Source organism: Thalassotalea marina, assembly GCF_014656435.1.
In the GTDB taxonomy this organism is placed as follows: Bacteria; Pseudomonadota; Gammaproteobacteria; order Enterobacterales; family Alteromonadaceae; genus Thalassotalea_C; species Thalassotalea_C marina.
The window spans coordinates 20,037-40,154 of the sequence record NZ_BNCK01000002.1 but is presented as its reverse complement, the minus strand read 5'-3'; the positions used below and the strand labels follow the sequence as shown (position 1 = coordinate 40,154).

The 20,118-nt window shown below is 39.6% G+C and carries 16 protein-coding genes; 7 read left to right on the top strand and 9 right to left on the bottom strand.

The features are described from left to right. Positions 1-3: 3 nt before the first annotated feature. From dnaB to rpmE, 5 genes are all read right to left on the bottom strand, one after another. The gene (gene dnaB, locus IE199_RS03520) at positions 4-1,419 is read right to left on the bottom strand and encodes a replicative DNA helicase (protein WP_189767364.1); all 1,416 of its coding nucleotides are present in this window, start codon (positions 1,417-1,419) and stop codon (positions 4-6) included. A 305-nt stretch (positions 1,420-1,724) separates the two neighbouring features. Continuing rightward, positions 1,725-2,669 (bottom strand): DUF4097 family beta strand repeat-containing protein, encoded by a 945-nt coding sequence (locus IE199_RS03515; protein WP_189767363.1) that lies wholly within the window; start codon positions 2,667-2,669, stop codon positions 1,725-1,727. 10 nt (positions 2,670-2,679) lie between these two features. Then, positions 2,680-3,174 carry a hypothetical protein gene (locus IE199_RS03510; RefSeq protein ID WP_189767362.1) on the bottom strand — a complete coding sequence of 165 codons (495 nt, stop codon included), beginning with the start codon at positions 3,172-3,174 and terminating at the stop codon, positions 2,680-2,682. 1 nt (position 3,175) lies between these two features. Further along, on the bottom strand, positions 3,176-3,745 hold the full coding sequence (locus IE199_RS03505) for an RNA polymerase sigma factor (RefSeq protein WP_189767361.1): 570 nt from the start codon (positions 3,743-3,745) through the stop codon (positions 3,176-3,178). Positions 3,746-3,886: 141 nt separating this feature from the next. Then, complete coding sequence (gene rpmE, locus IE199_RS03500; RefSeq protein ID WP_189767360.1) at positions 3,887-4,099, bottom strand: 50S ribosomal protein L31; 213 nt, start codon at positions 4,097-4,099, stop codon at positions 3,887-3,889. Between the two features lie 225 nt (positions 4,100-4,324). Between rpmE and priA the strand changes: the two genes are divergently transcribed. The 5 genes from priA (at position 4,325) to IE199_RS03475 (ending at position 11,568) form a co-directional block, all read left to right on the top strand. Continuing rightward, positions 4,325-6,538, top strand: a complete 2,214-nt coding sequence (gene priA / locus IE199_RS03495; protein ID WP_229854519.1) for a primosomal protein N' — start codon at positions 4,325-4,327, stop codon at positions 6,536-6,538. Positions 6,539-6,653: 115 nt separating this feature from the next. Then, positions 6,654-7,211 (top strand): SPOR domain-containing protein, encoded by a 558-nt coding sequence (locus IE199_RS03490; RefSeq protein ID WP_189767359.1) that lies wholly within the window; start codon positions 6,654-6,656, stop codon positions 7,209-7,211. A 92-nt stretch (positions 7,212-7,303) separates the two neighbouring features. Continuing rightward, positions 7,304-7,822, top strand: coding sequence for an ATP-dependent protease subunit HslV (hslV, locus tag IE199_RS03485; protein WP_189767358.1), 519 nt, complete (start codon positions 7,304-7,306; stop codon positions 7,820-7,822). 18 nt (positions 7,823-7,840) lie between these two features. Continuing rightward, positions 7,841-9,169: an ATP-dependent protease ATPase subunit HslU gene (gene hslU, locus IE199_RS03480; RefSeq protein WP_189767357.1), complete on the top strand. Its 1,329-nt coding sequence runs from the start codon at positions 7,841-7,843 to the stop codon at positions 9,167-9,169. Positions 9,170-9,396: 227 nt separating this feature from the next. Beyond that, positions 9,397-11,568, top strand: a complete 2,172-nt coding sequence (locus IE199_RS03475) for a M3 family metallopeptidase (RefSeq protein WP_189767356.1) — start codon at positions 9,397-9,399, stop codon at positions 11,566-11,568. Between the two features lie 83 nt (positions 11,569-11,651). On the opposite strand, the gene IE199_RS03470 is transcribed toward IE199_RS03475, so the two are convergent. Together IE199_RS03470 and IE199_RS03465 are read right to left on the bottom strand one after the other, a co-directional pair. Beyond that, complete coding sequence (locus IE199_RS03470) at positions 11,652-13,511, bottom strand: methyl-accepting chemotaxis protein (protein WP_189767355.1); 1,860 nt, start codon at positions 13,509-13,511, stop codon at positions 11,652-11,654. A gap of 132 nt (positions 13,512-13,643) precedes the next feature. Further along, positions 13,644-15,647, bottom strand: coding sequence for a putative bifunctional diguanylate cyclase/phosphodiesterase (locus IE199_RS03465; protein ID WP_189767354.1), 2,004 nt, complete (start codon positions 15,645-15,647; stop codon positions 13,644-13,646). A 180-nt stretch (positions 15,648-15,827) separates the two neighbouring features. Here IE199_RS03465 and rraA point away from each other — a divergent pair, with 180 nt between their 5' ends. Next, the gene (gene rraA, locus IE199_RS03460) at positions 15,828-16,313 is read left to right on the top strand and encodes a ribonuclease E activity regulator RraA (RefSeq protein ID WP_189767353.1); all 486 of its coding nucleotides are present in this window, start codon (positions 15,828-15,830) and stop codon (positions 16,311-16,313) included. A 5-nt stretch (positions 16,314-16,318) separates the two neighbouring features. Here the strand turns inward: rraA and IE199_RS03455 are convergent, their stop codons facing one another. Together IE199_RS03455 and hutI are read right to left on the bottom strand one after the other, a co-directional pair. After that, complete coding sequence (locus IE199_RS03455; protein WP_189767352.1) at positions 16,319-17,899, bottom strand: GGDEF domain-containing phosphodiesterase; 1,581 nt, start codon at positions 17,897-17,899, stop codon at positions 16,319-16,321. A gap of 77 nt (positions 17,900-17,976) precedes the next feature. After that, positions 17,977-19,218: an imidazolonepropionase gene (gene hutI, locus IE199_RS03450; protein ID WP_189767351.1), complete on the bottom strand. Its 1,242-nt coding sequence runs from the start codon at positions 19,216-19,218 to the stop codon at positions 17,977-17,979. A gap of 149 nt (positions 19,219-19,367) precedes the next feature. Here hutI and hutC point away from each other — a divergent pair, with 149 nt between their 5' ends. Continuing rightward, positions 19,368-20,078: a histidine utilization transcriptional repressor HutC gene (hutC, locus tag IE199_RS03445; protein ID WP_189767350.1), complete on the top strand. Its 711-nt coding sequence runs from the start codon at positions 19,368-19,370 to the stop codon at positions 20,076-20,078. The last annotated feature ends 40 nt before the right edge of the window (positions 20,079-20,118 follow it).

The following is a 20,118-nucleotide window of genomic DNA, read 5'->3' as shown; positions in this document are numbered from 1 at the left end:
AACTTAATCTTCCTCAAGCACGTGAGGACCAGCGTAATTATCAAACCGAGAAAATTGACCTTGGAAAGTCAATGGAACACGCCCTATCGGACCATTACGCTGTTTACCGATAATAATTTCTGCCATGCCTTTAAATTCAGAATCATCGTGATAAACCTCGTCACGATAAATAAACATGATCAAGTCGGCATCCTGCTCGATAGAGCCTGATTCACGAAGGTCAGAGTTTACAGGACGCTTATCAGCTCGTTGCTCTAGACTACGGTTTAGCTGAGAAAGTGCAACAACTGGCACTTCTAGCTCTTTCGCTAGAGCCTTAAGTGAGCGTGAAATTTCGGCAATTTCTAATGTTCTGTTGTCTGAAAACTGTGGTGCGCGCATCAATTGTAAGTAATCGACCATGATCAAGCTAATGCCACCGTGGTCTCGGGCGATACGACGAGCTCTTGACCGCACTTCTGTCGGTGTTAAACCCGCAGCGTCATCTATGTACATTTTGCCTTTTTCAATGAGCATGCCCATCGTAGATGACAATCTAGCCCAGTCTTCATCATTAAGCTGGCCGGTACGTATTTTGGTTTGATCTATACGCCCTAACGATGCCAACATCCTCATCATGATTTGTTCTGAAGGCATCTCTAATGAAAAGATCAAACAGGGATAATCCGAAGTCAGTGCAGCACTTTCACACAAGTTCATGGCAAAGGTCGTTTTACCCATTGATGGACGTGCCGCTACGATAATCAAATCTGATGGTTGCATTCCAGCAGTCATTTTATCGAGATCAGAAAAACCAGTCGTCACCCCTGTCACACCATCGTGAGGTTGTTGATAAAGCTTTTCAATTCTATCAACGGTTTTTTCTAATACAGTGTGAATATTTTCAGGGCCTTCCGATTTGCTAGCTCGCTTCTCAGCAATCTGAAAAACTTTAGTTTCAGCAAAATCCAATAAATCTGCACTGGTACGCCCTTGAGAATCAAAACCTGCCTCAGCAATGTCGTTAGCTACGCTGATCATTTCTCGTGTAACAGCGCGTTCACGCACGATCTCAGCATAGGCAGTAATATTGGCCGCACTTGGCGTGTTTTTCATCATTTCAGCCAAGTATACAAAACCACCTGCATCATCTAGCTTTTGGTCATTTTCTAAAGATTCAGATAAAGTTATTAAGTCTACTGGTTCGCCCTGTTCTATTAGGCGGCCAATAGTTTCAAATACAAGACGATGAGAGCGACTGTAAAAATCTTCCGCTACAACACGTTCAGATACTCGATCCCAGGCTTCATTATTTAGTAGTAAACCGCCCAGCACTGACTGTTCCGCTTCTAAAGAATGTGGTGGAACTTTTAACTCATCAACTAACTTGTCATGTTGCTGTTTGTTTTTCGATATGTTGGCTGGCTTACGATCTGCCATGAATAATGCACCTGTACGTTAAATCTTGCCCTGTAACACGTTAACAAGACATACATAAGATAAGGGGGGTTATTATGGCTTAGAAGCGGATTTGAAGTAAAGCAAGATAACTTTAGGTTTGTATAAGACATAGTGCTAAGCCAAAGAAAAACAACTTACCAACCTATTATATTTCTAGCTTGATATTTTTGTCTGGATTTAAAGATTTTTGGAGCTGAAGTAACTAGCTACTCCAACTCCAAAATAACGTAGATATCAGTAAAAATAGTACTTATACACGCATTACTTATGCGAAACTGAGGTTGTTATTTACCAAGGCGAATAGTACCACTAACCGTTGTTCCTTTTACCGTAGCACTTGCATTACCTGTGGCAAAAGTAAGTTTTGAACTTGGGCCATATTTCGCTTCTTTTGCTTTTTCATCAGTGATGCGGTTAACTAAGTTACCGCCAGCATTAGACTTTAATCTAAAACTTGCTTGGACATCATTATTAAATTTAATATCAATGTCGCCACTCACTGTCGACATTTCTAATCGGCCATTGTCGTTTAACGATAACTTGCCCTCAATTTCACCGCTGACTGACGAAACTTCTAATTCGTCAACTTTTGCTAATGAAAATTCAATATCACCAGAGACCACGCTTAAATCTACATCTTTCGCATTAGACTTAGTATCAACCTTACCACTGACAGATCTTAACTTTAATTTACCTGATGAACTCACATCATTAACATCACCACTAACACTAGTCATCTGAATTTTTCCGTGAAGATCTTTAGCATCAATATTGCCACTTACCGTAGACAATTCTGCGTGACTTTTGATCGCCGACGCTGTGATATTGCCACTTACTGATTTTCCTTCAACGCCACCTTCAATATCTGCAATACTAAAATCTGAAGATACGCCATTAAACTCTACCCTAACATTCTGCGGCACAGAAATGTTCAGATCGGATCCATCTTCGTCATTGAAATTTCGTTGATTATTATGAACTTTAACTTTAATGACTATGGTTGACCCTATCTTTTCAAAAACAAACTCTTCTGTTTCATCATCTAGTTCACCCGATACGTCAACCTGCTCTTTCGACCAACCTTTGATCTTTACCTCGCCACGCAGATTATCAATACAGACTTTAGTAACGTCTTTAGCTGACAACGATTTATCAACTTTTTCCCCCGCTAATGCCGGTAGAGAAATAGCGATAATCGCCAACCCGCCTAATAATTTTGAAAAATGCATACTTGCTCCTTTAAATTGTTTGCCATTTAGGGCTGTAAATTTGCTTTAGCAAGTCCAACTCTTGCTTTTGGGTCCAGCGCAATAAGTTCAAAAGCTCAACACTGGTTGGATCGTTTTCGAGTGCTTTACTAATGGCTTGCTGCGCTTTCTTAAGTTCATCAAACTGTTTTTGCATGTCTGGTGATAATTGCTTTAAATCTGGCTGTCCAAGATTCACCAACATTAGTTGCTTTTGCTCATTAAAGTCTTGCTGCATTACTTGAGCAATATCAACATTAGAGGTTGATGTGCCAGGTTGCGGAGAAAAGCTCAACCACGATACTAGTACTGCAACAACAACAGTTGCCGCCCAAGCCACAGGATAAAATGGCCTTTTTACATTCGATCGAGATTGTTTTGCCATCGCTTTTTCTATACCTGGCCATAAATCTCTTTCAGGCGACATTTCTTTAGATAATTCATCAACTTGTTGTTGAAGTGATACATCAGTTATTTCATTTTTCATACTACTGCTCACTTAACGCTTCTCTTAATAAGGATTTTGCGCGGTGAAATTGCGCCTTACTTGAACCAACCGCCATTTTCATCATGCTAGCAATCTCTTCATGTCGGTAGCCCTCTATAGCAAAAAGAACAAATACTACTCTTGCTCGCTCAGGCAACGCCTGTATTTTTTGGTCTAACAACGACAATTCAGCGTGATCAGACATTGGTGTATTACTTTCTTCCACTCGCTGTTCTTCAATACTAAATACTCGCTGTAACCAGTTTTTTTGCTTTCGTAAATGCCCAAGCACTATGTTAGTGGCTACGCTGTGTAACCAGGTGGCAAATTTACTTTCACCACGGAAATTGCCAATTTTTTGCCACAATTGTACAAACACTTCCTGACAAACATCTTCTGCACTGTCTTTATCAGCAAGCATACGCCAGCACAAAGCGTAAACACGCTTATGGTGCAATTGATATAATGCATGAAATGCTTGTTGATCCCCTTGTTGTGCTCGAGTCACTAGCTCACTGTCTTGGTCGTGGCTAAACAACTGTTGGGCATCAATTACTGTTGAGGTATTCAAATACGAACTTCCCACAATCTCTTTGTTTAATTGATTAGATGCAGTATGCCGAAATAGGGTTTAAATAAAAAATAATTTTTCTTAGGTACAAAAAAAGCGCCTATTAGGCGCTTTTTAAACAAACAGTTTACTGTGGGTGAATTACTTCTTACCCAAAACAGCGAAACGCTTGTTGAATTTGTCAACACGACCACCAGTTTCAGCAGCTTTTTGCTTACCAGTATAGAACGGGTGACACTCTGAACATACGTCTAAGTGAATATCTTTACCTAACGTTGAACGAGTATTGATTACGTTGCCACAAGAACAGTTTGCTTTGATATCAACGTAATTAGGGTGAATACCTTCTTTCATGGAAAACCTCAAATAATGGGCCGTATCGCCACTTGGTCATACCTTTTATGCCAAGCACCATACGAGTTAAAATTAACGGTGGCGAATCATACTGGATCACTGCTCGCTATTCAAGCAATTTAAACGCTTTTATCAACATTTCTTAGCAAAGACAATTTCCCTTGAGAACTTATCATTAACGTCGCAAAATACCGACCTATCGCTAAAAAGAACCAGATTACCACATTGACTATACATACCTTTGTTCAAGTTGCTGTACCTGTTCCATTAAGACAACTTTTTACCTACAGCATTCCACAAGAATTACAAAGCCAAACCTTAGTTAGTGGTCAGTTGGTAGAAGTTCCTTTTGGCAATAGGCATTTAGTTGCAATGGTAATTGAAACTAACCCCGCTATTGATTCAACAATAGATTTAGGCAAAATAAAGCCGATAACTCGTGTTTTTACTCATCAACATCAGTTACCACAAAGTATTATTAAACTGCTGCACACTGCAGCTAACTATTATTCTCACCCCATAGGTGAAGTAATTCAATACGCTTTACCAGTCTTAATGAGGCAAGAAGAGCCTGAGCCGTTAGAACAAATAACTTATTGGCGAACAACATCAGAGACCTTAGAAGCCGGCCTTGAACAAATCAATGTAAAACGAAGTCCTAAACAAGGAGAGTTGTTTGCACTTCTTTTCAGTCATACACAACTAACTTGGCCAGAAATTAGAACCTTAGGTTTTAGCAAAACTCAATTAGAAGCCTTGGTCAGCAAAGCTTTAATAGAACCTTATCAAAAGCCCATTATCCCTTTAAATTGGGATAACGAGTGTATTAACACTGCAGATAAACACCATTTAACAGCAGAGCAAGCAATTACCGTCTCTTCTATTACTACAACGTTAGATCAGTATGCTTGTCATCTAGTACACGGTATTACAGGAAGTGGGAAAACCGAAGTTTATTTGCAGGTAATGGAACAAGTCTTGGCAAAAAGTAAACAAGTACTTGTGTTAGTGCCTGAAATAGGACTGACGCCGCAGATGTTGGCTAGGTTTGAACAAAGATTTAACGTGCCTATTTTTCTACACCACTCAGGACTTAACGACAAAGAGCGATTTACTACTTGGTGTCAGGCACATCAAGGCCAAGCAGCTATAGTCATAGGTACACGCTCGGCTCTGTTTACCCCTTTAGCTCAATTGGGGTTAATTATCGTAGATGAAGAGCACGATACCTCATTTAAACAGCAAGATAGCTTTAGATACAACGGCAGAGATCTCGCTATTGTAAGAGCCAATCAAGGTGCGATTCCAATCGTTCTGGGCTCAGCCACACCAAGTTTTGAATCGTTGGCCAATGCAAATAGCGGCAAGTATTTCTATCACCAATTGACCCAACGCCCAGGTAAGAGTGTTAAAGCGAAGCTTTCTTTAGTCGACATCAACAATCAACAACTATCTAGTGGTTTGGCCGCCTCAACGATTCGAGATATAGAACAAGTTTTGGCGCGTAAAGAGCAAGTACTCGTTTTTTTAAATAGGCGTGGCTTTGCCCCCGCGATCAATTGTAAGGAGTGTCATTGGGTAGCAGACTGCACACGCTGTAATAGACCATACACCTTACACAAAAACCAAGGCTTATTGATATGCCATCACTGCAATAGCCAAAAACGAATTCCACACCAGTGCCCTAGTTGCGGCAGTATCAGGTTGACCCCAGTGGGACAAGGTACAGAGCAAGTTGAACAGTGGTTAGAACAACACTTTAACGATAAAAGCATCGTTAGAATTGACCGAGATAGCACGCGCCGCAAAGGTGAGCTTGCTAAACGACTGGAGCAAATCAACCAAGGTGAACATCATATTTTAATTGGTACTCAAATGCTCGCTAAAGGTCACCATTTTCCCAATGTAACCTTAGTTGTAATGTTAGATATAGACGGTGCATTATTTAGCTTTGATTACAGAGCTGCCGAGCATATGGCTCAGCAGCTCGAGCAAGTTGCAGGTAGAGCTGGGCGAGCGAGTAAACCAGGAAAAGTATTAATACAAACACAGTACCCGCAGCATCCGCTATTGATGCAATTGGTAAGTGAAGGCTATAGTGAATTTGCCAAACAAGGTTTAGAAGAGCGTCAATGGGCGAAACTACCACCATTTGGACATCAAGCCTTAATTCGAGCGGAAGCCAATAAACCCCATTTACCTGAGCAGTTTTTACGTGATATATCACAACTTAGCTTTGGTTCAGATATCGCAGGCCCAATGCCTGCAGCCATGGAGAAAAAAGCGGGTAAATTCCGGTTTCATTTATTATTCCAAGCCGCCAATAGAAAGGTCGTACATCAAGATTTACACACCCTCATTGCATTTGCAAAGCAACACCCACTAGCAAACAAAGTGAGATGGTCAATTGACGTTGATCCTATTGACTTAAGTTGGTAACGCTTTGCTTTTATCATTGGATAATTAAAAAGTACAAATAAGTGACTAGGAATTTCTGTCCACTTGGTTAAAATAAAGCAATTCCTTAATTCTAAGCTACATTGTACAGCAGTTAATGACGCACCAAGATTACGTTTCTCGCTCAAGAAACACTAAAAATAAAAAAAGCCCTTATAAACAGCAAGAAGCTGTTCAACCTGCAATACCTGCAAGAATGAAGTTACTTGCACTTTGTACGTTAGTTGCCTGTGCAGGTTTTGGTTATTTTTTGTGGTCCATAAAAGATATAGAGCCTGAAGTTCCAACAGTAACAAAACCAAAATCTTCAACTGAAAAGAAATCCTCTGATATCCCAAAACCACCAGAAGAAAAGTGGCGTTATATCGAAGAATTAAAATCCAAAGAAGTCGAAGTCGGCGAGTACAAAGTAGAAACCAAGGGACCTTGGAAAATGCAATGTGGCTCTTTTAGAACGCTTAACCAAGCTGAAAAAATGAAAGCAACCATTGCTTTTGCTGGCCTTGCATCACAAATTAGCGTTTCTAATGGCTCTAATGGTACTTGGCACAAAGTATTCTTGGGACCTTACGAGAAAAAACGAGAAGCTGAAAAAGATAAACGTAAATTATCTAACAACAATATTTCTACTTGCCAGATTTGGTTATGGAATTAATTTAGCATTACCCTTGAATTTTCACGATTCATTCTTATGTTAGCTACATTGTTACATGCCGCAATACGCGGCAATCAGTGTAGAGGTTTACAGTGACTACCATAGTTTCAGTTAGACGCAATGGCAAAGTAGCCATAGGTGGTGATGGTCAAGTATCACTAGGCAATACCGTAATGAAAGGTAATGCTAAAAAAGTTCGACGTTTATATAACGACAAAGTTTTAGCGGGTTTTGCTGGTGGCACCGCAGACGCATTCACACTATTTGAACGCTTTGAGAGCAAACTTGAAATGCATCAAGGCCACTTAACAAAAGCGGCTGTTGAATTAGCAAAAGATTGGCGCAGTGACCGCGCCCTACGCAAACTTGAAGCATTATTAGCTGTGGCGGATGAAACGGCTTCATTAATCATTACGGGAAATGGTGACGTTGTTCAACCTGAACACGATTTAATTGCCATCGGCAGTGGCGGTAACTTTGCACAAGCTGCTGCAACAGCACTTCTTGAAAATACTGAGTTATCTGCTCGTGAGATTGTAGAAAAGTCTCTTACTATCGCCGGTGACATTTGTGTGTTCACCAACCAAAGTCAAACAATCGACGAACTATAACCGCAGTAAGGAAAATCTATGTCTAATATGACCCCCAGAGAAATTGTTTCAGAACTAGATAGCCATATTGTTGGTCAAGCTGATGCAAAACGTGCAGTAGCTATTGCGTTACGTAACCGCTGGCGCCGCATGCAGCTTAACGAAGAGTTACGCACAGAAGTTACACCGAAAAATATTTTAATGATTGGCCCTACCGGTGTCGGTAAAACTGAAATCGCTCGCCGCTTGGCCAAGCTTGCAAACGCACCTTTTATTAAGGTAGAAGCCACTAAATTCACTGAAGTGGGTTATGTTGGTAAAGAAGTAGAGACCATTATTCGTGATCTTGCTGATATGGCATTTAAAATGACCAAAGAGCAAGAAATGGCACGTGTAAAACACCTTGCTGAAGAACGTGCTGAAGAGCGAGTTTTGGACGTTTTATTACCAAAACCACGTGATAGTTTTGGTAACGAAGAAACGGCTGACAATGCAAGTACAAGGCAAGTATTTCGTAAAAAGCTACGTGAAGGACAACTTGACGATAAAGAGATTGAACTTAACTTAGCAGCGCCACAAATGGGTGTGGAAATCATGGCGCCACCAGGCATGGAAGAAATGACGTCTCAGTTGCAAAGCATGTTCCAAGGAATGAGCAGTGAAAAAACCAACAAACGCAAACTAAAAATTAAAGATGCGATGAAAGCACTTCAAGAAGAAGAAGCTGCTAAAATCGTCAATCAAGATGATATTAAAGTAAAAGCGTTAGAAGCAGTTGAGCAAAATGGTATTGTGTTCATCGATGAAATCGACAAAATCTGTAAACGTGGTGATACTTCTGGTCCAGACGTATCACGTGAAGGTGTACAGCGCGATCTTTTACCTTTAGTTGAGGGCTCGACGGTTTCAACTAAACACGGAATGGTAAAAACTGACCATATTCTATTTATTGCCTCTGGTGCTTTCCAAATGGCAAAACCTTCTGATTTGATCCCAGAGCTACAAGGCCGATTGCCTATACGTGTGGAACTTCAAGCATTAACTAGCGAAGATTTTGTTCGTATTTTAACAGAGCCTAATGCTTCACTTACCGAACAATACACGGCATTAATGGCAACAGAAGGTGTTAACTTATCATTTAGTGAATGTGGTATTAAAGCGATCGCCAATGCTGCATGGCAAGTGAATGAATCAACTGAAAATATTGGTGCTCGCCGCTTACACACTATGATGGAACGTTTAACAGAGGAAATTTCCTTTACTGCCAACGATCGCGACGGTGAAAGCATAGAAATTACAGAAGATTATGTGAATAACACCCTAAATGATGTTGTTAAAAATGAAGATTTAAGCCGCTTTATTTTGTAACAAACGACATTTGACGGTTTCATAAAACCTATTTTAAAAGCCAGTTAACTCGATAACTGGCTTTTTTTCACCTGCGTTTAGCATACGACAACCTGAAATGCTTAGTAGTCCAACGAATTTTCATGGCATCGTATATTAAATTCTGGCAGGCTAACACCAATTGAAATATATATTGAATTCAATTGGTAAAACTAAGACTTAATAAAAATCACAACCAGAGAACAAAAATGAAAAAACTCACCTACTCTCTAGTCACTGCTGCGATAGTCTGCGCACTATCAGCATGCGGTAATCCATCAAAAGCTCCAGAATCGACCCAAACGAAAACAGAAGCTCCAGCAGTTCAACCACAGTCACAAAACGTTTTATTGGCAGAATTTCAAGGGCCTTATGGCGGTGTACCAGCTTTTGATAAGATGGACTTATCTTTGATCAAACCTGCTTTTGATGAAGGAATGCGTTTAAGCCTTGAAGAAATTGACGCCATTACCAACAATTCAGAGCCTGCTACTTTTGACAATACGATAGCAGCTCTTGAACGCTCTGGCAGTGCTTTATCGCGCGCATTTACTTATTACGGAATTTGGTCATCTAATAAATCTAGCCCGGAGTTTAGAAGTATTCAGAAAGAGTTGGCTCCTACACTTTCAGCTTACAGCTCAAAAATAACGCAAAATGAAAAGCTGTTTAAACGAATTGAAACTGTTTATAGAAGTGAAGCTTTTAAATCGCTGACACCTGAGCAACAGCGCATTACATGGTTAAGATACAATAGCTTAACTCGCAATGGCGCCACCTTAAACGAAGAAGCTAAAAAGCGTTATGCTGCCATTAACCAAGAATTGGCGACATCGCACACTCAATTTGCATCAAACGTACTTGCCGATGAAGAGAACTATGTTGTTTATCTAACTAAGGAACAACTTTCAGGTTTACCTGACTCTGTTGTTTCGGCTGCCGCTGCCGCTGCGGAACAACGTGGTAAGGCTGGCCAATACGCTATCACAAACTCTCGCTCTTCTATGGATCCTTTTTTAACCTACTCAACAGAGCGAGAGCTTCGCAAACAGGTTTGGGAAAACTACTATAGCCGCGGCAACAACGGTGATCAGTATGACAACAGTGAATTGATTGAAAAAATATTAACGCTACGTCACGAACGAATTCAGTTACTAGGTTATGACAACTACGCACAATGGCGCTTAGAAGATCGCATGGCTAAAACACCTGAAAACGCCATGGACTTAATGAACAAAGTTTGGCCTGCAGCAATTGCACGTGTTAAAGAAGAAGTCGTTGACATGCAAGCAGTTGCCGACAAAGAAGGTGCAAACATTACCATTGAACCTTGGGATTACCGTTTTTACGCAGAAAAAGTAAGAAAAGAGAAGTACGCGTTAGATTCAGACGAAGTAAAACAATACCTTCAGCTTGATAAGTTACGTGACGCAATGTTTTTTGTCGCAGGCGAGTTATTCAACTTTAACTTCAAACCGGTACCAGAAGGCAGTGTTCCAGTATTTCATCCAGACGTAAAAGTATGGGAAGTTACTGATAAAACATCAGGCGAGCATATTGGCTTATGGTACTTAGATCCGTTTGCCCGACAAGGTAAACGCTCAGGCGCTTGGGCCACTACGTATCGCAGTCATACAACGTTTGATGGCAAAAAGACGGTTTTATCATCAAATAATTCAAACTTCGTAAAAGGGCCAGAAGGTCAGCCAACACTTATTTCATGGGACGATGCCGAAACATACTTCCACGAATTTGGCCACGCTTTACACTTTTTATCAGCCAATGTTGCGTACCCAACTTCTCACTCTGGAGTGAGGGATTACACTGAATTCCAATCTCAGTTACTAGAGCGCTGGTTATCGACAGATGAAGTGATCAACAAATACCTAGTGCATTACAAAACAGGTGAGCCAATTCCACAATCTTTAGTGGAGAAAATCAAAAAGGCTGCAACATTTAATCAGGGCTTCAAAACCACTGAATATATGGCATCAGCAATGATGGATTTGCTATACCACACCACTGCTCCTAGCAAAATAGACGCTGAAAGCTTCGAACAACAGGAACTAACAAAATTAGGCATGCCTAGTGAAGTGGTTATGCGCCATAGAAGTACACATTTTGGGCACATATTCTCTGGTGAAGGCTACTCTTCTGGGTACTATGGCTACATGTGGGCAGAAGTATTAACGTCTGATGCGGCGGAAGCTTTTGCTCAAGCACCTGGAGGATTTTACGATAAAGATATGGCAGATAAGCTAGTTAAACATCTTTTTTCAATTCGTAATGCAATGGATCCTGCCGAAGCATACCGCTTATTTAGAGGCAGAGATGCACAAGTTGAAGCATTGATGAGAGACAGAGGTTTTCCTATCAAATAGGAATAACAATGTCAAAGATAAAAAAATCCGGTCTGTAGATACAGACCGGATTTTTTAATGACGAAGTATTTTGAAAGAGTTTATTAAACCCTAAACTGATTAACTTCCTTATCTAGCACTACAGCTTGTTGCGATAACTCTTCACTCATTTGTGCGTTTTGCTTCGCTGCTTCACCAGCTTCTTCAGCAACATCACGAATCATCACGACATGTTCATTAACTTCACTTGCCACAGTACTTTGTTCTTGAATTGCCGTTGCAATCGCACTATTCATTTCCATGATCATTGAAACATCTAGTGTGATTTCTTCTAACATCTTACCCGCAGAAGACGCTTGGTCTGCACTTTCTTGCCCCTGCGCTCGACATTCAGCCATATGAGAAACAATATCTTTAGTACGTGATTGTAAAGAGCTGATAATACCTTCAATTTCTTTAGTCGACTCTTGTGTTCGACTGGCCAAGGTTCTTACTTCATCAGCAACAACGGCAAAACCTCTACCCTGCTCACCTGCCCGTGCAGCTTCTATTGCAGCATTAAGTGCCAATAAGTTAGTTTGTTCTGCAATGCCACGAATTACATCAAGGACAGAGCCAATAGTATCACTGTCTTTTGCTAATTCTTGAACTACGTTCTCAGACTCTAATAAAGTTCCCGATAACAGATCAATGCGCGCAATGGTCGAATCTACACCCGCTTTGCCTTTTTCAGCGTTTTGATGTGTTGCCTCTGCTTTACTCGCTGCTTCATGCGTGTTGTTGGCAATTTCTTCTACTGTTGCCACCATCTCTGTAACTGCCGTTGCAACTAGGTCGGTTTGTTGAACTTGGGTATCAACCCCTTCATTTGCTTTGTGAATGTTTTCAGACAAGCTTTGAGTTGCAGTATTAACACATTCAACAGAGTGATTAACCTCGACAATAAGCTTTCTGAAACTACCAATCATAGTATTAAACACTCTGGCCATTTCAGCTAATTCATCTTCATTATTAGTTTCAACTTGAATAGATAAATCTTTAGATTCAGCCACACGATTCATAGTGTCTTTCATGTTATCAATGGCATTTAAAATACTACGTGTCACAACAGCTGCAAAGCCTATTGCAATCACTAAAACGACAATAAAAACAGAAAGTGATAATGTGCCAACAAACGTCGTATGATCTTTCACCGCTTTAACACTGGCCGAGACTAAAGCAGATAAGTTCTGATCTACCTGATGTACTGCTTCGCGCATTTTACCTTGCAACCCCTGATCAGGGGCATAACCTAACAATCGCTGTGCATCGGCCAGCGTTTTAAATGAAGTTTGGTAAACACCTATGTTAGTGATAATTTTTTCTTTTGTACTGGCAGGGAGTTCACTATCTTTAACATCACGAATAAATGTCGCGGCATTTTCATTCCATTGGTCGACATATTTATCATCTAAACGCAACATAAAATCTTTTTCATTGCGTCTAAGTTGCAACATGTCACTCAGTAAGCGGTAATCTTTGCTTCCTACAAGTTCTTCAAAACCATGAACAGCACTTCGTAAATTACCATAGTGGCCATCTTTTGGGTTAAGCCCAATGATTTTTTGTGCTTCGACTAAGTCATCAAAGTTTATTTTGTATTGCTCAGTAACGCGCCTTAAGTTTGAGATTTCCGAACGATTTTGACCAATTTCTAAAAATGCTTGATCAAGTTCATTAATTTTATTAACCAAAATTTGGTAGCTAGTCGAAAATTCATCAGCATAGGTCAAATCCTTTCTGGCTAGAAAATCCTTTTCTTCTCGTCTCAACTGCAGAACATTACTCTCAACTTCACCCAATTTTTGTGCGATGAGAATGTTGCTTTTTAGTGATGATTCAGAATACGAAATCAACCCCAACATAAACAACATTGCAATTGCCAAAATACTCGTATTAGCAATCAGTTTGTGTTTTATCAACATAGACAGTTAAACCTTCTTGAAAAGATAAAATGCAAAATTTTATTTACCTGTTCAAGTATAGTATTAATCTGAATAAGTGTTATAAAAATCAGGGATTTATTACTTTTTTTTTACAACTAACTGAGCTAGTGGCTATTTTCTAACCAAGTAAGTAGCTAATTTCTGTTGGGGAAGTGGTGGATTAATATAAAAACCTTGCACAGCATCGCAACCTAATTTACGTAACAGTGACAATTGCTCCTCACTTTCAACACCTTCTGCAAGTACTCTTTTTCCTAAGCCGTGTGAAAGTTTTATCATTGATTTAACAATGGTTAAATCGGAATCATTACTGGCAAAATCAGTAATAAAGCTGCGATCTATTTTAATTTTATCTATAGGTAATTTACGTAAATACGATAAAGAAGAATAACCCGTTCCAAAATCGTCAATGGAAACTTTTATCCCCATATTTTGCAACATAACGATGGTATCCATTGCAGAAACCATATCTGTAATGACAATATTTTCGGTAATTTCTAGCTCTAAATATTTCGGTGGAATTTCAAATTCAACTAATAGTGATTGAATTTTTGCGACAAGTTTAGGGTCTTGGAATTCCACCGCACTAAGGTTTACCGCGATAGTTATTCGACGTTTATATTCACTATACCAATGTGCACCAATTTCACAGGCTTGTTTAAGCACGTAGCTATCTAATTGGCCGTTCAGCCCTAGCGCTTCAAAGTCGGGTAAAAATTGATCTGGACTCAATATGCCTTTTTCCGGGTGATCCCATCTAACTAAGGCTTCTACCCCATCAATACGATTTGTTAATAGATTTAATTGAGGCTGAAAATAGAGGACAAATTCTTTATTTTGTAAGCCTCGCCTTATTTCCTTTTCAGCCGCTGGTAAGTGGCTACCGTGCGCTTGCATTCCCGAGGTATATTTAACACTCGCTATATTTTTACTTTCAGCTTGAAATAAGGCTAAATTTGCTTTGTGCAGTAAATCTTCAGCTTCCATCCCATCAACTGGAGCTAAACAGTAACCGATACTCGCTTGTAGATGAATTTCTTGATGTTGCACCTTATAAGGGTGCGAAATGACGTCATGTAAATGCTGAGCCACTTTTTCTTGTTGATAGTTATCGTTAATCTCTACTGCAAATACAAATGAATCACCACTAATACGTCCTATAACTTGTGGCAGCATAATACTATCAGCTAAACGTCGAGCAATTTTACCCAGTACAGAATCACCAACTTTCAGGCCATACGTATCATTGATAAACTTAAAACGTTTAATATCAATTAAATAAATAGCTAGTTTTTGTTCGTTAACTTGGGCTTTTTCAATACAAGCAGGAATTTTTTCGATAACTTGTTCGCGGTTTAAAGAGCCCGTCAACATGTCATGTTTACCTAAATATTTGGCACGATTAATCGCGACTTCTGCTGCATCTCTTTCCGCCGACTGCATCCAAGTAAGTAAGGCCACACCAAGCATGTTAAACGCCATAAAATCAAAGTATTGGGCAATAAGGTGAATGGAGGGAAATATTGCCAGTTCAATTAAAACCACAGATAGGAAAGATAAAGCTAATGCTTTGGCACTAATAGCAAATGAAAGATAAGTTAATATTCGACCAGAAAAGTATTGTTTTTCAATATTCAATAACAAAATCGCGATAAAAAGAAAAACACCCGCAGACAAAAAGTCAGATAAGCTTTCTCTTATATAAAACCGGTTATAAGTGTCGTACAGATCAAAAGTAAATGCTAAAGTTGTTGAAAGTGATAGCGTCAAAACGGCTAGTGCAATCATGTGTCTATTTCGACTGTGAGTGCGATATTTTTTTAAACCGTCTAATAACCCGAGTAACAAATACATTAAAAACAGGTAGAGGCAAAATTGCTCAACAAAAGTAAGCATTAACATCGGCCAGCTTGTTTCGTTCAAAAAAGAAAGAAACTGTTCTGTAGATAAACTGACGTAATGCAGGCTAAGACATGCAAATGCGAAAGACCAAAATTTCACATAGCGTCTACCAAAACTGGTAAAGCTGCTATAGAAGATAAATGACAGAAAAGTAGTAACCAATGCCTGAAACGTAAAGAAAAACCCTAAGGTGTACGTATTGTCGAGCATCATGTACAAACTCTTCTTTTTGTCTTAATTGGTTACAACTGAGTGCATTAAATAGCCTTTTGCAAGTTATTACAAGTTGAAATTGCTACATCTCGCTTTCTACTCTTGTCTGAACGTTTAAGCAAGGTATACTAGAGGCAGTTATTCTTTGGAGTCTATCTTTGACAGTTAAAGGAAACGCAGATGGAATATAATACCTCAGAACTTTGTAACCTTTATGCAGATCTAATTGATGTTGTTGAACCTATATTTTGTAATTATGGGGGAAGAAATTCATTTGGCGGTAGCGTAGTTACGATTAAATGTTTTGAAAGTAATGGCTTAATTGCTCAAATGGTCGAAACTGACGGCACAGGGAAAGTATTAGTTATCGATGGTGGTGGCTCAACAAGAAGAGCACTAGTTGATAGCTACATTGCTGATGCAGCAGCTAAAAATAACTGGGAAGGTATTATCTGTTATGGCAGCGTTCGCGATGTTGACGCTTTAGAAGACATTGAGATAGGCATCCAAGGATTAGTGTCCATACCTGTTGGTGCTGATGACGAAGATATTGGTGAGACAGATATTCCAATTAATTTTGGTAGTGTTACTTTTTTACCAGAAGATCATGTTTACGCCGACAATACTGGCATCATCTTGTCACCAGATCCATTGGATATAGAATAACGCGTTCAGTTGGCTTGGCGATGAACATTTCGACTGTCGAGCCAACTCTGCAATTCATTTGTCGTTAGCCCTTGGTGAATTAATTTACCTTGGCCGATTTCACCACCAACCGACATATAATGCTCTCGAATTCCCGAATTGTTAATACCTATTGCAATAACAGGTATGTCCATTTTACGGATCAAATTGATTAAAGCACTAGCAATGGTTTTATCTGCTTGGTAAATATCTTTATCATTTAAATGGTGGCAATCTATTTTAACTTGTTGAATCGACGCTTTTCTCAAATATTTTAACGACTCATAGCTTCCAGAAAAATTATCTACGGCAATATTTACACCTAAGGCTCTTAGCTGATCTATCATCATACGGGCTCGAAAAGTATCAGTTAAAATTACGCTTTCGTCGAGTTCAATAACCAATTGCTTTAACTCTATTCCGTGTTGATTGGCTTCTTGTTCAATAAAATCAGCTAACTCTGGCTCTAGTAAGTCTTTACTACTTAGGTTAATTCCAACTTTGATGTTTTCTTGCATGGTATTTGCTATTTTTGCAACAATCAATGCATCTCTGATCAACTGTTTGGTAATTTGGTAGATAACACCACTAAACTCAGCAATTGCCTCAAATGCTTTCTTTTCAATAACATCACCATCGCTGGACTTCCACTTGGTGTTAACTTCAAAGCCAACCAGTTCACCCGTATTTAAAACAACTTGTGGTTGTATCATTGAACACAAGCGATTTTCTTGAATGTCTAAGCGCAACTTTTCCATTTTAGCTAAACGTTTAGCCGTATAAACTTTACTTTGCTCATCAAAATACCAGATTTGTTGCTGCTCTCTTTCTGCTAGGGATAATGCATCGCTTGCTTCAGAGAAAAGCTGTGTGGCATTGTGTTTTTCACTGCCTAATGCAATACCAAACGCCAGCCTAAAGCTTAACGAAAAGTTTTTAAAACTTAGTGAATTTGGTAAAGACTTGGTGACTTGTAGACAAATATCATCAAGCACATATTTATCTTCGTGCTTAAACTGTCTTCTGTCTGCAACAATAACAAAATCTAGCCCTTGCAGCCGGCAAATGTTAAGTGGATGTGTTTTACTTCCAAAGTTTAATAACAGTGCATGTTGCTCTAATTTTTGCTGGATTTTATAAGCTAATTGCAATAACAAAATATCAGAATTTTGGTGGCCCAGAACATTGTTAACATGCTCAAAATTTATCGGCTTAAAAGCAATTGCTACATAATGTTGTGCAGAGTTTTTACCGATACATTTTTCTAAGACATCGATACCGCGCTTCATCACGGGCAAATTTGTTACTGCATCTAACGCTATGTGACTGCCGGATGGTTTTACTTTTACGCCCTGTTCAGATTGTAGCTTGTTATTGGTACGCTTATTAAAAGCATGATAAAGCTTGGCTATAGCAATGGGAATTATGACCGCTAATGCACCGAGTATAAAGGGCCAAATAAAGCTACCACTATTAAAAGGTGTACCCTGAACATTGGCATAGGCGGATAAAGACGCTGACATTACGGACAGCGAAAGTAACACTTTTAAGGTCAATTTAAACATCATTACACCGCCTCATACAGGCAACAAACACGGGCGTCTACCTTAAGAGTATCTGAGACACCTGTGTTTGTACAGTACGATTAATGTTCAATGACAATAGAGCCCTTGTAAAACAACTTAGTTAATGGGTTTACACCTATTTGATAACAAAGTTCTGCTGGTTGGCTAATGTTCCATATGGCAATGTCAGCATCATAACCCAAGGCAATTTGACCTTTACAATCACTTAAGCCAAGTGCTTTTGCACCATGACAAGTTAAACCCGCTAGCGCTTCTGCCGGTGTCAATCTAAATAGAGTGCACGCCATATTTAACATCAGTTGAGGCGAGTTTATTGGCGAGGTTCCTGGGTTAGCATCTGTTGCAACTGCCATCGCTACACCGTATTTTCTTAGAAGTTCGATTGGCGGCAGTTGTGTTTCTCTAAGAAAATAAAAAGCACCAGGCAAAAGTACTGCTGTCATATCAGCTTGTTTCATTGCGCAAATACCAGCTTCATCTAGAAATTCAATATGGTCTGATGACAATGCTTGATATTTTGCCGCAAGCTCAGTGCCTCCCAAATTTGACAATTGCTCTGCGTGAACTTTAACTCTCAAGCCTGCTTGTTTTGCCGCCAAAAAAACTTGCTCAGTTTGCTCTGCTGAAAAGCCAATGCCTTCACAAAACACATCGACAGCATCTGCTATATTTTGCTTTGCTACTTGTGGAATCATCTCCTGGCACACTAATTTGATATATTCGTCTGCTTTACCTTTATATTCTACGGGCACGGCATGAGCTCCAAGAAAGGTCTTTTGCACTGACACAGGTAAAGCTTGAGCTATCTGCTGCGCAACTTCCAACATCTTGATTTCATTTTCAGTATCTAGGCCATAACCTGATTTAATTTCTATGGTGGTCATGCCTTGTGCTTGCATTGCTCTTACACGAAGTAAAGCCGCATCAAGTAGCTCTTGCGTTGTAGCAGCTCGCGTAGCTGCTACGGTCGATACAATGCCGCCGCCAGCTTGGGCGATTTCTTCGTAACTCGCACCATTAAGACGCATCTCAAATTCATTTGCCCTATTTCCGCCATATACCGCGTGGGTGTGGCAATCAACAAAACCTGGGGTTACCCATTGACCTTTAGCGTCAATAACTTGCACAGATTGTTTATCATATTCAGGTAATTCGCTTTCACAACCTACCCAAACAATAGTACCGTTTTCAATCGCTATCGCGCCGTTAAGAATTTCACCATATCCATTAGCGCCATCGGTCATTGTAGCGATATTGGCGTTGACGATTATGGTTTGCCAAGAAGGGAAATTGTTGTTCATTTGCTGTACTCTGCGTCTTATCTCTGCTGCAACTCTAGCTTAATGACGTTAACTTTGCAAACTTGTATATACAACTATTGACCTGCTTTTGATTTCGTGCGAGGGTATACAAGTATTTTTAATGAACTGAAAGACGTTGAGGCCCAATTTTGACACAAACAAAAACAGCTAAGTTTAGCGTTATTAAAGAATTTATCTGTCAAAAGATTGAATCGGGCGAATGGCAACAGCATAGCAAAGTTCCGTCAGAAAACGAACTAGCAGAACAATTTTCTGTGAGTCGAATGACCGCCAGAAGAGCTTTGCAAGAGCTTACCGAACAAGGTTTGTTAGTACGTACTCAAGGTGCAGGTACTTTTGTAGCAACGTTTAAATCTCAGTCTTCAATTTTAGAAATCAGAAATATTGCCGACGAAATTCATGATCGTGGCCATCAGTATTTTGCCAAACAAATCACGTTAACATCCGTATCTCTTGATGAAGAAGTAGCGATATTACTCGGATTGAAAAACAACGAGCAAGCTTATTACTCGCAAGTGTTGCACTTTGAAAATAATAGTCCAATTCAATTAGAGCAACGCTATGTTAGTCCTAAACTGGTGCCTAATTACTTAACGCAAGATTTTACACAAATTACACCTCATGAGTATTTATCAAATGAAGCACCATTAACTGAAGCAACTCATGAAATTGAGGCCGTTTTAGCAAACAAAAACGTTTGTAAGTTACTCGTCATTTCTACATCAACCCCTTGTTTACAAGTTAAACGCAGGACCTGGTCTAGTCATGGTGTGGTAAGTTTAGCGACTTTAACCTCGCCAGGGCATAAATATAGATTAGGTAGTCACTTAAAATTTTAGTCTGTTACCCTTATGCTCATGTATACTACATTTCAGCTAT

What these genes read in the sequence shown, in the direction of transcription:
- IE199_RS03490 (WP_189767359.1), top strand. Translation starts at nt 6,654, where the DNA reads ATGACGCACCAAGATTACGTTTCTCGCTCAAGAAACACTAAAAATAAA.
- hslU (WP_189767357.1), top strand. Translation starts at nt 7,841, where the DNA reads ATGTCTAATATGACCCCCAGAGAAATTGTTTCAGAACTAGATAGCCAT.
- IE199_RS03455 (WP_189767352.1), bottom strand. Translation starts at nt 17,899, where the DNA reads ATGATGTTTAAATTGACCTTAAAAGTGTTACTTTCGCTGTCCGTAATG.
- rpmE (WP_189767360.1), bottom strand. Translation starts at nt 4,099, where the DNA reads ATGAAAGAAGGTATTCACCCTAATTACGTTGATATCAAAGCAAACTGT.
- rraA (WP_189767353.1), top strand. Translation starts at nt 15,828, where the DNA reads ATGGAATATAATACCTCAGAACTTTGTAACCTTTATGCAGATCTAATT.
- IE199_RS03475 (WP_189767356.1), top strand. Translation starts at nt 9,397, where the DNA reads ATGAAAAAACTCACCTACTCTCTAGTCACTGCTGCGATAGTCTGCGCA.
- IE199_RS03470 (WP_189767355.1), bottom strand. Translation starts at nt 13,511, where the DNA reads ATGTTGATAAAACACAAACTGATTGCTAATACGAGTATTTTGGCAATT.
- IE199_RS03510 (WP_189767362.1), bottom strand. Translation starts at nt 3,174, where the DNA reads ATGAAAAATGAAATAACTGATGTATCACTTCAACAACAAGTTGATGAA.
- IE199_RS03515 (WP_189767363.1), bottom strand. Translation starts at nt 2,669, where the DNA reads ATGCATTTTTCAAAATTATTAGGCGGGTTGGCGATTATCGCTATTTCT.
- hutI (WP_189767351.1), bottom strand. Translation starts at nt 19,218, where the DNA reads ATGAACAACAATTTCCCTTCTTGGCAAACCATAATCGTCAACGCCAAT.
- IE199_RS03465 (WP_189767354.1), bottom strand. Translation starts at nt 15,647, where the DNA reads ATGATGCTCGACAATACGTACACCTTAGGGTTTTTCTTTACGTTTCAG.
- dnaB (WP_189767364.1), bottom strand. Translation starts at nt 1,419, where the DNA reads ATGGCAGATCGTAAGCCAGCCAACATATCGAAAAACAAACAGCAACAT.